This window comes from Vibrio sp. ZF 223 (assembly GCF_003050585.1).
Taxonomy (GTDB): domain Bacteria; phylum Pseudomonadota; class Gammaproteobacteria; order Enterobacterales; family Vibrionaceae; genus Vibrio; species Vibrio crassostreae.
On record NZ_PIGB01000008.1, the window covers coordinates 93,272 to 106,567 of the forward strand.

The following is a 13,296-nucleotide window of genomic DNA, read 5'->3' on the forward strand; positions in this document are numbered from 1 at the left end:
GTTCGAATGACGTTCTTATCGAGTGTGAGCGATGCTGCTTACTGCTGCAAGTTCAGCCGCTTCTTGCTCTTGTTGCTCTTGACGCTCACGAGCATCTAGTACGTCTTTAGTGATAAGACCTTCTTCGATTTCGCGAAGAGCGATAACCGTTGGCTTATCGTTTTCTTCAGGCACTAGTGAATCTTTACCGCCAGTTTGCATTTGACGTGCGCGGCGAGCCGCAATAAGAACTAGGTCGAAACGGTTGCCAACTTTTTCAACAGCGTCTTGAACAGTTACGCGTGCCATGAGGACTCCAAATAGTAATTAACTAATAAATTTTTGATGACGAGAAAGTATACAAGTTTAACTAGAGACTTTCTAGATCACCGTATACTTATCTCAATGGAAAATCCAGTTCTAGATTATTCCGCCAGTAGTGCTGTAAGCATGCCGCTGTATTTAGCTGCTTGCTTATCTTCTTTCAAACGCTCCGCACGAATGATTGCTCTGAAGTCCATTAGGGCTGCATCAAAGTCATCATTCACGATCACATAATCGTATTCTGCATAGTGAGAAATCTCTGATTTTGCTTCGCTCATGCGTTTCGCAATAACTTCGTCGCTATCTTGACCGCGAACATTCAAACGACGCTCTAGCTCACCATTTGATGGTGGAAGAATGAATACACTCTTCGCTTGAGGCATTTGTTCACGGATCTGACGAGCACCTTGCCAGTCGATATCTAGGAATACATCGATACCGCGGTCTAGGTTTTCTTCAATCCACACGCGTGAAGTACCGTAGTAGTTGCCGAATACTTCTGCGTACTCTAGGAACTCACCTTTACCAATAAGGTCTTCGAAGTGATGTTTTTCTACAAAGTGGTAGTGAACACCATTCTCTTCACCAGGGCGCATACCGCGAGTGGTGTGTGAAACAGATACCTTCATTGCGTAGGTTGGATTGGTTTCTAGCATTGCTGAGATCAAGCTCGACTTACCTGCGCCACTAGGTGCAGATACGATGTAAAGAGTACCTTTGCCCATCTGTATATTTCCACTGTTGGTTGGATTGAGTGAAGGCGATAAACCGACACTATAAAAGATAGCACTGACTCTAATTGTTGTTCCGCTGGTTACGTCTATAAAGGGATAACGAGTAAAACTAATAGAAGCAACTGGTGAAAATTAGGTCAGAAAAATGGAGGCGAAGAGTAGCACATTTAGATGATTGAGAACAACTGGCTTGATCGTTATTTATTGGCGAATGATCTTCTCAAAGATCGTTCTAGAAATGTAATCACTCATCAGCTGCACTTTTTTATGTGATCTCGACAAAATTTGTTGAAGTTTTAATCTCAATCCTTACAATCCGCGCAAACGATTAAATGCTGTATATATCTAGTGATATGGTCTAGATGTTTCTACTACCGAGCCTATCTTGGTGACTACAGTTTTTAGTGTAGAGACCTCTCTATTCTCACAGCATTTGAATCACCAAATTCTTAATTTATTGCATAGGTTTTGTTGTGAGTACCGATTCCACCCTGAAAGCCCAGAACACCTCTGGCTCGCTTGATTCAATGTTTAAAATCACTGAAAGAAAGACCACGATCGGCACTGAGCTGTATGCAGGTTTCATTACTTTCTTGGCAATGAGCTACATCCTAGCGGTTAACCCAGCGATTTTGGGTGGTATTCCTGGCATGGATAAAGGTGCCGTGTTTACTGCAACGGCTCTGTCTGCGGCTATCGCAACCCTAATCATGGGCATTTGGGGCAACTACCCAGTGATGCTTGCGCCGGGCATGAGCATGAACGGCTTCTTCAAAGGTTTGCTATTAAGTGGTTCAGTCGCAGTACTTTGGAATGAGGCACTGTTCGGCATTTTCCTATCAGGTATCTTGTACCTCGCGTTCTCGTTGACCAATATCCGTAAATCGATGATTGAGTCGATTCCTGAAGACTTGAAGTTGGCGATTACCGTTTCTCTCGGTTTGTTCATTGCTTTCTTAGGTCTTAAGAATGCGGGCATCATCGTTTCTAACCCATTCGTATTGGTTGGCTTAGGTGACATTTCCGATCCAAAAGTGATCATCGCTTACGTGAGTATTTTCATCGCACTGGGTTGTATGGTTCGTGATATCAAACTAGCGACGTTTATCTCGTTCGTTTCGGCTATCGTGTTGACCATTCTTGCTGACGTCTTCATGGGCACTTCAAACGCGCCAATCCCTGAACAGTTAGTTGCGATGCCACCGAGCATGGCAGGTAGCTTCGGCGCTATCTTTGATTTCTCTGCTTTCACGCCAGAGAAAATGTTCGACCTATTGTTCATCGTACTGATCTTCCTGATTGTTGATTTCTTTGATGGCTTGAGCACGATTGTTGGCGTTGGTCGCGATGCGGGTATTATCGATAAAGACGGCAAGGTGCCAAACGCGAAATCGGCTCTAGTGGCAGATGCGGGTGGTACGGTGATTGGTTCGATTCTAGGTACTACATCTATTACCGCGTTCTCCGAGTCTGGCATTGCTTCTTCTCAAGGTGCGAAAACGGGCTTGGCAGCAGTGATGGTGGCTGGTCTGTTCTTAATCTCGCTGTTCCTATACCCAATATTCTCTATCTTCTCAGCTGCAATGGTTGCACCGGCGATGGTAGTAGTGGGCATCTACATGGTAGGTCGTCTTGGTCAGATCAACTGGGAGAAGAAAGAGTCACGTATTGCGGCCTTCTTCACCATCATGTTCACAGTGCTAAGCTTCTCTCCAGCGAACGGTATGGCGATGGGCTTTATCAGCTACGCATTCACAATGGTTGTGGCAGGTAAGCGTAAAGAAGTGCACCCGCTTATCTACGGACTGTGTGTGGTGTTCTTAACTTACCTGATTCTGCTTTAAGGCTAATCGGCTGAGTTAAGCTGAGACGAAGAATGAATAGATGGCTCTGCAGTGAATGTGGGGCCATTTTTGTATCTGCGGCTTCTACAAAAGGTGTGCAATTGATGGTGTTCTCCGACAGAGAGTGAGCGACTTATATTGATGCATGCTATTGTAGAGACTGGATTAATTATTTTTTGAAGAGTGACTATGCCTTCTAATTTACCTAGATCTTTTAGTAAGCCGTTTTTAAAAGTATTCCACATTATGGAAGCGGTATTGCTGGTGGCGATCACGCTCGCGACCTTGTTTGCGATGGTCGAAGAGTTCATGCATGTTTTCGCTGAACGCCGTGTACAGCTGACCGACATTCTACTGATGTTTATCTATTTAGAAGTGTTGGCCATGGTTCAGCAGTTTGTGATGAACGGTAAGATCCCAGTGCGATACCCAATCTATATCGCGATGATGGCGATTGCTCGTTACATCACTTTGGGCATGAAAGAACTCGATGCGGTATTGATCGTTTGGTTATCTTTAGCGGCATTTATCTTGGCCGCTGCAACACTCTTGATTCGTGTTGGGCATCATTATTGGCCGTATGTAGACCTTCGAACCAAGCAGCCAGATGAGTAACACTTTGAAGGTTAAGGTTTTATAAATGAAGCCCAGCGATATCGTTGGGTTTTTAATTGGGCTAATTGAACAAAAAAGCATCGATTTATCCAAATAACGCTTTACAAGCAGGCTAAGATCACCAAGAATGGCGTCGCTCTGTTTTCAGGGTTATTAAATGAAACATCCAGTTGTAAAGTAAAACCCTTAGTATTGCTTCATTGTTATTCTCAGTGTTTCCCTTAGCTTCATAGATACATTAAATAATTCAAGCTTTCAGCGCATCGCACTTTTGGCGATTAATTTTTTATTTTTATATAAGGGACACATCATGTCTAACAAAACAAACGGCGTAGTAAAATGGTTTAACGAAGAGAAAGGCTTCGGTTTCCTAACTCAAGACAACGGCGGCGCTGACGTATTCGTACACTTCCGTGCAATCGCTTCTGAAGGTTTCAAGACTCTTAAAGAAGGCCAACAAGTGTCTTTCGAAGTAGAGCAAGGCCAAAAAGGTCTTCAAGCTGCAAACGTTGTAGCTCTATAAGATTTTAAGTCGGCGCAGGTTGCAACAGCAACTTGCGTCACTTTCTCTCTCAAATCTGTTTCCTCCTCAGTTTTACCGTAACACTCTTCTCCACTTGCAATACCTCCTCAAAATATCAAAAATCCTGTTTTACATCCGTCATCTCGTTCTATCTATCGCTGTATCTATTTCTTGCTCTAAGTAAATCTCCAGCGTAACTATCCGCTTACTGACTAGCCTTGATTTTCATTACTGTATCCATAAAAAAAGCCCCTAAAACTAGGAGCTTATCTTGATCTAATCAACACTGTTAGTTAATCAACACTGATTCAGCTAATGGCTATTCACAGTGTGTTACTGACAAACTGTTATTCAATGTTTTGGATCTGCTCACGCATCTGTTCGATAAGAACTTTAAGCTCTACGCCCGATGCTGTGATGTCTGTGCTGATAGACTTAGATGCTAGCGTGTTTGACTCACGGTTGAACTCTTGCATCATGAAGTCAAGCTTACGGCCACAAGCGCCGCCTTTCTTCAGTACTACATTCGCTTCTTTCACGTGAGAGTCTAGACGGTCTAGCTCTTCTGCTACGTCTGACTTCTGCGCAAGTAGGATAAGCTCTTGCTCAACACGAGAACCTTCAAGCTCGATTTTCGCATCTTCAAATTTGGTAAGAAGACGCTCACGTTGCCACTCTAGGATTTCTGGCATGCGTGCACGAACTTTTACGACTTCTTCAGTGATTGCATCTAAGCGCTGTACGATTAGCGCCTTCATGTTTTCACCTTCACGAGCACGAGCGTCAATGAACTCTGAGATAGCATCGTTGAATGCTTCTAGTAGGTCTTTGTTGATAGCATCCATGTCTTGCTCTGGAGTTTCCATCACGCCAGGCCAGTTCATGATTTGGAATGGGTTCAAACGGCTCTCTTCGCCTGTCATCGTCATTACTTGGTTGGCTGCATTAATGACTTGCTGAGCTAAGCCTTCGTTAATGCTTAGTTCACCCTTTGCTGCAGGGTTTGCTTCAAAGCGTAGGTTACATTCAACCTTACCGCGCGCTAGACGCTTACGGAAACGCTCACGTAGGATTGGCTCTAAACCACGGAACTGTTCAGGCATACGGAAGTAAGTTTCTAGGTAGCGTTGGTTTACACTACGGATTTCCCATACTGCGCTGCCCCAATCGCCTTTTACTTCTTTGCGTGCGTACGCGGTCATACTATAAATCATCGAATTTTCCTGTCTTTTATCATTCTGAAAATAACGCGCACGCATAGTATCACGATATGGTGTGCTCCCGAAGCTTGTCTCTTGTGACTATAAATAGCCGGTTACGGTAAATAGCTTTGAACGGTAAATAGATTTGAAAGATAAACTGCTATATAATCTCGCCCCAATCAAAACTGTCTCACCCCTTTCTTAGGTGATGCACTCTTTCGATAGTAAATCACTTCAGACTGTTAATAAGGTAGATACCAATGCGTCCAAATGACCGCGCTGTAGATCAAATTCGTCCAATTAAAATTACTCGTAACTACACAGCTTATGCTGAGGGTTCTGTATTAGTTGAGTTCGGCAACACTAAAGTTCTATGTAATGCGACGGTAGAAGAAAACGTACCGCGTTGGTTAAAAGGCCAAGGTAAGGGTTGGGTAACCGCTGAATACGGCATGCTGCCACGTGCAACGCACACTCGTAACCGTCGTGAAGCGGCGAGCGGTAAGCAAGGTGGTCGTACGATGGAAATCCAACGTCTGATCGCGCGTAGCCTACGTGCTGTTGTTGACCTGAAAGTAATGGGTGAAATCATGATCACTGTCGATTGTGATGTTATCCAAGCAGACGGCGGTACACGTACTGCTTCTATCTCAGGTGCAAGCGTAGCAATGGCTGACGCTATCAACAGCCTACTAGCAAGCGGCAAACTGAAAAAGAACCCAATGAAAGGCCACGTAGCGGCAGTTTCAGTGGGCATCGTTGGTGCACAAGCACTGTGTGACCTTGAGTACGTTGAAGACTCAGCAGCAGATACCGACATGAACGTTGTAATGACAGAAGACGGTAAGATGATTGAGATTCAAGGCACCGCAGAAGGCGAACCGTTCAGCCATGAAGAGCTGATGCAGCTTTTAGCCCTGGCGAATAAGGGCATTGCTGACATTGTTGAAGCGCAGAAGTCGGCGTTAGCAGAATAGTTTTTAGATAGCTCCTTTCATAAGGAGCTATTTTTTTGTCTGTAAAACTCGAAAGAGTAGTGCAGAGCGTAAGTTAAGTTTTATTGAATAAACGTAGAGGAAAAACATGAAAGCATATCAACGTGAATTTATTGAATTTGCACTAGAGAAAGAAGTACTTAAGTTTGGTGAGTTTACTTTAAAGTCTGGCCGTAAGAGCCCTTACTTCTTCAATGCTGGATTGTTTAATACAGGTCGTGACCTAGCACGCTTAGGTCGCTTCTACGCAGCGGCATTGGCTGATTCTGGTATTGAGTTCGATGTACTGTTTGGCCCTGCATACAAAGGTATCCCAATCGCGACCACGACAGCAGTTGCACTGGCGGATCACCACGATGTAGACACGCCTTACTGCTTTAACCGTAAAGAAGCGAAAAACCACGGTGAAGGTGGCAACCTTGTAGGTAGCGCACTTGAAGGCCGCATCATGCTGGTGGACGATGTGATCACTGCCGGTACTGCGATTCGTGAGTCGATGGAAATCATCCAAGCAAACGGCGCTGATCTAGCGGGTGTGCTTGTTGCTATCGACCGCCAAGAGAAGGGCAAAGGCGAGTTGTCTGCGATTCAAGAAGTAGAGCGTGACTTCGGTTGTGCAATTATCTCAATCGTTAGCCTGACTGACTTGGTGACTTTCCTTGAAGAAAAAGGCACAGACGCAGCACACCTAGAGTCAGTAAAAGCGTACCGTACTCAATACGGAATCTAATTCTTGAAGCGTCGAACCTAACGGTTTAGCGTTCTAAGTTTAGAATCGAAAAATCAAAAAGGCCCGAGAGATAAATATCTTTCGGGCCTTTTACTTTTCTATTGAAGTGAGCTGTTTTTTTATCTAAGAAATAGTCGCTCTATTTGTAGCGGCTACTCTATTTATAACGAATGCCGCGTTCAGCTTCTGGATCTTCCATGGTCTTGAAGCGTTTGTGTAGCCACATCCACTGTTCTGGTGCTCTTAAGATAATCTTCTCAAGATAGCTGTTCATGTAGGCAGCGGCGGCTTTCTCATCTTTTTGTGGATAGTTATCTTCAATTGACTCGTCGGCCATGATTTCATACTTGCCGTCGGCATTTCTAAAACCTGACCCCGGAACAAGTGCGCATCGGCTGGTGTAAGCCAGAATGCTGGTGCCTGTGGTGGTACATGCATCTTCTACCGCGAAGAAAGGCACAAACACAGACTTGTTACGACCGTAATCATGATCTGGCAGGTAGAAAAGGATCTCACCCTGACGCAGGATTCGAATCATACGCTTCACGTCTTTACGGTGAATCAGGCGGTTGCCGTTTTGAGTACGACCACGGTATTGAATGAATTCATAAGCCGGATTGTTGTGCGGGCGATAAACACCTAAACCTGAAATACCGAGAACAGCCATTGCTCGCGCAGTGATCTCTAGGTTCAAGGCATGCACACAACACAGCAGAACACCTTTGCCGTTGGCTTTATGTGTACGCAGCATTTGAGTGTCTTTATCTACTAGGATTCGCTTGAAACGCCACGTCGGCCAAAACCAGGTAATGCCCGTTTCGATCAGTGCCATACCGGTGTTCTTGAAGTTCTCACTGACCATTGCCGCGACTTCATCTGCTGGCTTGTCTGGGAAGGCGAGCTCCAAGTTACGTGTTGCGACTGCTACGCGCTTTTTGCCATAGCGAGCGCCCAAAGAGCCTAATGATCGGCCTAACAGCAGTAAGAGGCGGTAAGGGAGAACGTTAACGATAAGCGCCAATAACCCAAAACCGAACCATACTCCCCAGTATTTAGGGTGGAGTAACGCCAGAGTAAAAGGTGGCTTAGTAATAACGTGTTGTGCAGTGCTGCTTGTCGGAGAAGTTTTCGTCGTCATAACCATCACTTAAGATTTGATTGCTACTTAATTTGATTGCTACTTAATCTGAGCGCTTAATAGAGCCCAATAAGCATCAAAATTTTCTGTCGGTTGATATTTGAAGTCTGAACGAACAAAGCGATTCAAGCTGCCTTCAACTTGACCGAGCAGCTGAGCAGCTAAGATTTTCTCATCAACCGGGAATGATTTCCCTTCACGAAGTTTTCTTTCACGCAGGATTTGGCGAAGTTGCGTCTCAATGCGTTCGAAAAGTTGGTTGATGCGATCACGCAGGCGTTCATTTTCAAACATTAGAGCATGACCAGACAAGATTCGAGTCAGGCCAGGGTTACGTTCTGAGAAAACTAAGATAAGTTGTAGCACTAGGCGTATGCGCTCTAGCGTGTCTTTCTCTTCATCCAGAATACGGTTGATTCGAGACATCAACGCTTCTTCAATGAACTCGATTAGGCCTTCAAACATACGAGCTTTGCTAGGGAAGTGGCGGTATAACGCAGCCTCAGAAACACCCACTTGCTTGGCCAACTTTACCGTTGTGATACGAGAAGCACCTTCGGTCGATTCCAACATTTGTGCGAGAGCTTGTAGGATTTCTTCACGACGGTTTGATTTTCGAGCACCAGCCATCTATTTACTTCCTTTCCTAAAGATGAGGATTGAGTGAAGAAGGATTATAAACACCAATCAATTCTGTTTCCTAGTTTTGTGAGCCCTAGGTCAACAGAATCGAGAGGTGTCAGCAGATTGTCAGAGCAAATTTGTGCGTTTATGCATCAATAAGCTGTTGGATCTGATCGAGGATCTGGAAACCAAGTGTGTCTTTGCTTTCCAGTGGCAGAGACTTATCGCCGCCTTTCCAATAAAGATGCAGCTCATTGCTAGTGCTATTGAAGCCTTGACCTTCGACAGAAACGTCGTTGGCGCAAATCATGTCGAGGTTCTTTCTTTCCAGTTTGCCGCGCGCGTACTTCTCAACATCTTGAGTTTCAGCTGCGAAGCCGACAGTAAATGGGCGACCTTCAGTCATTGCAGCGACAGAAGCGACGATGTCAGGGTTCTTAACCATTTGAATGGTCATGTCGTCTTTACCGTCGACCTTTTTAAGCTTTTGGTCTGCGATGGTCTCAGGGCGATAATCTGCAACCGCGGCGCAGCTGATGAAAATATCGTGCTGAGCTGCATTGGCACTCACGGCATCAAACATCTGCTGAGCGCTGTCGACATCAATACGATTAACTTTGTTTGGTGTAGCAAGAGACACAGGACCACTGACTAGAGTCACTGTTGCACCTTGTTTCGCTGCCGCTTCAGCCAGAGCATAGCCCATCTTGCCCGAGCTGTGGTTGGTAATGTAACGCACAGGGTCAATGGCTTCACGAGTCGGTCCTGCAGTAATAAGCACAGAACGGCCAGTAAGCGGCTTAGGTTGGAAGAAGTCTTCACAACGGTGCACAAGCTGCATTGGCTCGAGCATACGCCCCATACCGACATCACCACACGCTTGTTCGCCAGCCGCCGGCCCCCAAATCTCACAGCCACGACGTTTTAGGGTCGTGATGTTCTCTTGAGTCGCAGGGTGGCTGTACATCTGTTGGTTCATTGCTGGAGATACCGCAACTGGCGCATCGGTTGCTAAAACCAAAGTGGTTAGCAAGTCGTTACCCATGCCAGCTGTCATACGAGCAATAAGGTCTGCGGTTGCTGGCGCTAGTAATACCAAGTCAGCCCACTTTGCGAGCTCAATGTGGCCCATGGAAGCCTCAGCAGCAGGATCAAGCAAACTATCAGACACTGGCCTGCCAGAGACGGCTTGCATGGTGAGAGGAGTAATGAACTCCTTGGCTGCATTTGTCATCACGACTTGTACTTGTGCTCCACGCTCAACCAAACGTCGAGTCAGCTCGGCACATTTGTAAGCAGCGATACCACCACTAATACCAAGAAGAATTTTTTTCCCTGCTAGGCCTTGTAGGTCAGCGTTACTCAGTGGATTAACCTGTGTTTGCATGATTCTGTTCCTTAAGTTTTCTGCGACTTACGATATCAGAACAAAGGATGAGTGCCTAGAAGCAGAACTCGAACAGAGTTGACGCTCATCAAGTTGGTGTTATCAAACTTATCAATTACACAGTTTTGCTAGTGAGTCGTTTCCTTTTATCTCTATCGAAGGATCTCTGATTACGATCTCATTACAGTGGTGGGTCGTGTTCATGACCAGTGATTAGCTTTTATATGCCAATAGATAAAATACCTGCCGAATCGATGCCGAGAGAAAAGCTATTAAATAGAGGGCCTGATTCTTTGAGTGATGCGGAACTGCTCGCGATATTTCTGCGAACAGGGACACAAGGAATGAACGTGTTGGAGCTCGCAGACAAGTTGATCAAAGACTTTGGTTCGCTCCGCCATCTCTTTTCAGCAACGCAGGAAGAATTTTGTGCTCATAAAGGGATGGGACAGGCCAAGTATGTTCAGCTACAAGCTGTATTAGAGATGACGCAGCGTTATCTAGCAGAGACTTTATCTCGTGGGGATGCACTCACTAGCCCAAGTCATACTAAGCTTTATCTTTCGAGCATGTTGCGTGATCGCCAGCGAGAAGCCTTCTATATATTGTTCCTCGATAACCAAAATAGGGTAATAAAGGACGAGGTGATGTTTGAAGGAACCATCGATGCCGCATCGGTTTACCCGCGTGAAGTGGTTAAACGGGCACTTCATCACAATGCGGCGGCATTAATCTTGGCTCATAACCATCCTTCGGGTGTTGCTGAACCCAGCCAAGCGGATAGGCGGATTACACGCCGATTAACCGATGCATTAGCGCTGGTGGACATCCGAGTTCTCGACCATTTTGTCGTTGGAGATGGCGAAGTTGTCTCTTTTGCAGAGCGTGGATGGATTTGAATCACATTTTAGGTTGTTAGTTGCGTTAAATCTGCTATTATTCCGCCCACATTTTTAGACCTAAAATCAGCTCTGATTACTCAAGCAAGCTGCGCTGCACAAAAAAAGATCACGAAATCCGTAAAAAGGATCTGTTCGGGTCTTGAGCAATGCGTGTCAAGTTAGTATAATGCGCGACCTTTGATAGCCTTGTATGGATTTTCCATAACGGTTTTTACCTTCTATTTTAATTGATAGAGAGGTTCGGCCACCAAGGTTGATATCGAGCTGAAACGATTGGAGAAGACATTCATGTCCCGAGTATGCCAAGTAACTGGTAAGCGTCCAGTAACGGGTAACAACCGTTCACACGCACGCAATGCTACTAAGCGCCGTTTTCTGCCGAACCTACAAACTCATCGTTTCTGGGTAGAGAGCGAAAAACGTTTTGTTAAACTACGTCTAACTGCTAAAGGCATGCGTATCATTGATAAGAAAGGCATCGATGCTGTTCTTGTTGATATCCGTGCACGTGGCGAAAACGTTTAAGAGGAATTAAGCAATGGCTAAAGGCATTCGTGAGAAAATTCGTCTAGTATCTTCTGCAGGTACTGGTCACTTCTACACAACTGATAAGAACAAGCGTAACATGCCAGGCAAATTTGAGATCAAAAAGTTTGATCCAGTAGTTCGCCAACACGTTATGTACAAAGAAGCTAAAATCAAGTAATTGATGCTTTTTTTGCTCTTCTTCAGTAGAAGAAAGAATTGAAAAACCCAGTTTAATCGCTGGGTTTTTTTATATCTAAAATTTGAGTAACTCAATTGCTCTTGTTTGATGTAGCGCTTGATATAGCGTCTGATAGATAGAAAACCGCGCAACATAGAAAATATTGCCACTTTCACGATATACTGATTACTCAATAGGTTAGATGAGCAGAATCAGATGAGATATCGTGGACGCCGGTGGAACAACATACTCATGTTCAGTGTGATCGCTTTTATTGGCGTGTTAAACCTTCCAACATTGATCAAAGCGTACCTTATCGAGCCTGAACCGCAGGTTGATAGCCCTTATCCTTATCTCCTGAATCCAAAAGCAGAGCTTCAAGCGTTGCACTTTGCTAAGTGGTCTGTCATTCAACAAGACAATCAATGGGTTTACCAGTTCCAAGGTACGGACTTCCCTCAAGCCACCAATGCACAAGAGCTGTCACAACGTTGGAAAGAGCTTGTGGGCACGGAAGTCGACTCACAGACCTACACAGATCTTACGCCTCGGTTAAAGACACCGCACACCATCGAAGTATGGTATCAAGACCAAGAAGAGCCCCAGCGTATTACCTATTATCAATTGCCTGAGTTCTGGTTGTTAAAAAACTGGAATGATCAGTGGTTGGCGGTGTCTATTGAAGAGAGCTACCTGTTTCCAAGTTTTAGCTCGAAACCTTCATTTAAATCAGACAAGCTATCTATATCAGACAAACCACCTAAATCGGACGACTAGATTATGCCTGAATTACCCGAAGTCGAAGTAAGCCGCATGGGGATCTCGCCTCATTTAGTTGGCGAGACCATTAAAACCCTTACCTTTCGCACGCCTAAGCTGCGTTGGGATATCCCACAAGAGCTCAAAGCATTAGAAGGGCAGGTGATTCGCTCTATCTCGCGTCGTGCTAAATATTTATTAATTGAAACGGATACTGGCACTGCCATTGTTCACCTTGGTATGTCGGGCTCACTGCGCGTGTTAGATGCCGATTTCCCGCCAGCAAAACATGATCACGTGGATCTTAAGCTCACCAACGGCAAAGTACTGCGCTATAACGATCCGCGCCGCTTTGGAGCATGGTTATGGTCGGCGCCTGATGAGATTCATCCTGTGTTACTGGGATCTGGTCCTGAGCCGCTCACTGACGACTTCAACGCCGATTACATAGCCGAGAAGGCAGAGAAACGTAAAGTCGCCGTCAAGCAGTTCATCATGGACAACAAAGTGGTGGTCGGGGTAGGGAACATCTACGCCAATGAAGCACTATTTTCTTCACGTATTAGCCCTTTGCGCCCAGCAAGTAAAGTGACAAAAGAAGAGTGGGTCTTGTTGACCCAAGAGATCAAACAAGTACTCGCTACCGCCATCAAACAAGGCGGTACTACGCTTAAAGATTTCGCTCAAGCAGATGGCAAGCCGGGATATTTCGCTCAAGAGCTACAAGTGTATGGCAAAGCAGGCGAAAAGTGCCCTACTTGTGAAGCTCTTATTCAAGAGTTAAAAATAGGGCAGAGGAACACGTTTTATTGCGAAGAGTGCCAAGTATAAAAA

At 45.2% G+C, this 13,296-nt stretch carries 16 protein-coding genes and 1 riboswitch; of the genes, 10 read left to right on the top strand and 6 right to left on the bottom strand.

Going from position 1 to position 13,296, the window contains the following annotated elements; genetic code table 11:
* Window positions 1-15: 15 nt before the first annotated feature.
* A complete protein-coding gene (gene rpoZ, locus CWO13_RS15810) occupies window positions 16-288 on the bottom strand; it encodes a DNA-directed RNA polymerase subunit omega (RefSeq protein ID WP_009848003.1) in 273 nt (90 codons plus the stop codon).
* Window positions 289-404: 116 nt separating this feature from the next.
* Entirely contained in the window at window positions 405-1,028 is a 624-nt protein-coding gene (gene gmk, locus CWO13_RS15815) for a guanylate kinase (protein WP_048661314.1), read from the bottom strand.
* A gap of 324 nt (window positions 1,029-1,352) precedes the next feature.
* Window positions 1,353-1,452, top strand: a riboswitch (purine riboswitch).
* Window positions 1,453-1,510: 58 nt separating this feature from the next.
* On the opposite strand from gmk, the gene CWO13_RS15820 reads away from it, so the two are divergent.
* The 3 genes from CWO13_RS15820 (at window position 1,511) to cspE (ending at window position 4,019) form a co-directional block, all read left to right on the top strand.
* Complete coding sequence (locus CWO13_RS15820) at window positions 1,511-2,881, top strand: NCS2 family permease (RefSeq protein WP_057621827.1); 1,371 nt, start codon at window positions 1,511-1,513, stop codon at window positions 2,879-2,881.
* Window positions 2,882-3,070: 189 nt separating this feature from the next.
* The gene (locus tag CWO13_RS15825; protein ID WP_050652097.1) at window positions 3,071-3,496 is read left to right on the top strand and encodes a phosphate-starvation-inducible protein PsiE; all 426 of its coding nucleotides are present in this window, start codon (window positions 3,071-3,073) and stop codon (window positions 3,494-3,496) included.
* 310 nt (window positions 3,497-3,806) lie between these two features.
* The gene (gene cspE / locus CWO13_RS15830) at window positions 3,807-4,019 is read left to right on the top strand and encodes a transcription antiterminator/RNA stability regulator CspE (RefSeq protein WP_004735656.1); all 213 of its coding nucleotides are present in this window, start codon (window positions 3,807-3,809) and stop codon (window positions 4,017-4,019) included.
* A gap of 347 nt (window positions 4,020-4,366) precedes the next feature.
* Here cspE and CWO13_RS15835 read toward each other — a convergent pair whose 3' ends face one another.
* Entirely contained in the window at window positions 4,367-5,233 is an 867-nt protein-coding gene (locus CWO13_RS15835) for a YicC/YloC family endoribonuclease (RefSeq protein ID WP_108083169.1), read from the bottom strand.
* A gap of 248 nt (window positions 5,234-5,481) precedes the next feature.
* On the opposite strand from CWO13_RS15835, the gene rph reads away from it, so the two are divergent.
* Together rph and pyrE are read left to right on the top strand one after the other, a co-directional pair.
* Window positions 5,482-6,198 carry a ribonuclease PH gene (gene rph, locus CWO13_RS15840; protein WP_019826449.1) on the top strand — a complete coding sequence of 239 codons (717 nt, stop codon included), beginning with the start codon at window positions 5,482-5,484 and terminating at the stop codon, window positions 6,196-6,198.
* Between the two features lie 106 nt (window positions 6,199-6,304).
* Window positions 6,305-6,946 carry an orotate phosphoribosyltransferase gene (gene pyrE / locus CWO13_RS15845; RefSeq protein WP_107899019.1) on the top strand — a complete coding sequence of 214 codons (642 nt, stop codon included), beginning with the start codon at window positions 6,305-6,307 and terminating at the stop codon, window positions 6,944-6,946.
* A 157-nt stretch (window positions 6,947-7,103) separates the two neighbouring features.
* On the opposite strand, the gene lpxL is transcribed toward pyrE, so the two are convergent.
* From lpxL to coaBC, 3 genes are all read right to left on the bottom strand, one after another.
* On the bottom strand, window positions 7,104-8,084 hold the full coding sequence (gene lpxL, locus CWO13_RS15850; RefSeq protein WP_048663083.1) for an LpxL/LpxP family Kdo(2)-lipid IV(A) lauroyl/palmitoleoyl acyltransferase: 981 nt from the start codon (window positions 8,082-8,084) through the stop codon (window positions 7,104-7,106).
* Window positions 8,085-8,123: 39 nt separating this feature from the next.
* Entirely contained in the window at window positions 8,124-8,714 is a 591-nt protein-coding gene (slmA, locus tag CWO13_RS15855) for a nucleoid occlusion factor SlmA (protein ID WP_017063086.1), read from the bottom strand.
* Window positions 8,715-8,853: 139 nt separating this feature from the next.
* Entirely contained in the window at window positions 8,854-10,095 is a 1,242-nt protein-coding gene (gene coaBC / locus CWO13_RS15860; RefSeq protein WP_108083170.1) for a bifunctional phosphopantothenoylcysteine decarboxylase/phosphopantothenate--cysteine ligase CoaBC, read from the bottom strand.
* A 224-nt stretch (window positions 10,096-10,319) separates the two neighbouring features.
* On the opposite strand from coaBC, the gene radC reads away from it, so the two are divergent.
* From radC to mutM, 5 genes are all read left to right on the top strand, one after another.
* On the top strand, window positions 10,320-10,994 hold the full coding sequence (gene radC, locus CWO13_RS15865) for a RadC family protein (protein ID WP_017071069.1): 675 nt from the start codon (window positions 10,320-10,322) through the stop codon (window positions 10,992-10,994).
* A 291-nt stretch (window positions 10,995-11,285) separates the two neighbouring features.
* Complete coding sequence (rpmB, locus tag CWO13_RS15870) at window positions 11,286-11,522, top strand: 50S ribosomal protein L28 (RefSeq protein ID WP_004728407.1); 237 nt, start codon at window positions 11,286-11,288, stop codon at window positions 11,520-11,522.
* Window positions 11,523-11,535: 13 nt separating this feature from the next.
* Window positions 11,536-11,703: a 50S ribosomal protein L33 gene (gene rpmG, locus CWO13_RS15875; protein WP_002535344.1), complete on the top strand. Its 168-nt coding sequence runs from the start codon at window positions 11,536-11,538 to the stop codon at window positions 11,701-11,703.
* A gap of 216 nt (window positions 11,704-11,919) precedes the next feature.
* Window positions 11,920-12,480, top strand: a complete 561-nt coding sequence (locus CWO13_RS15880; RefSeq protein ID WP_108083171.1) for a hypothetical protein — start codon at window positions 11,920-11,922, stop codon at window positions 12,478-12,480.
* Between the two features lie 3 nt (window positions 12,481-12,483).
* The gene (gene mutM / locus CWO13_RS15885) at window positions 12,484-13,293 is read left to right on the top strand and encodes a bifunctional DNA-formamidopyrimidine glycosylase/DNA-(apurinic or apyrimidinic site) lyase (RefSeq protein WP_108020213.1); all 810 of its coding nucleotides are present in this window, start codon (window positions 12,484-12,486) and stop codon (window positions 13,291-13,293) included.
* Window positions 13,294-13,296 lie beyond the last annotated feature (3 nt).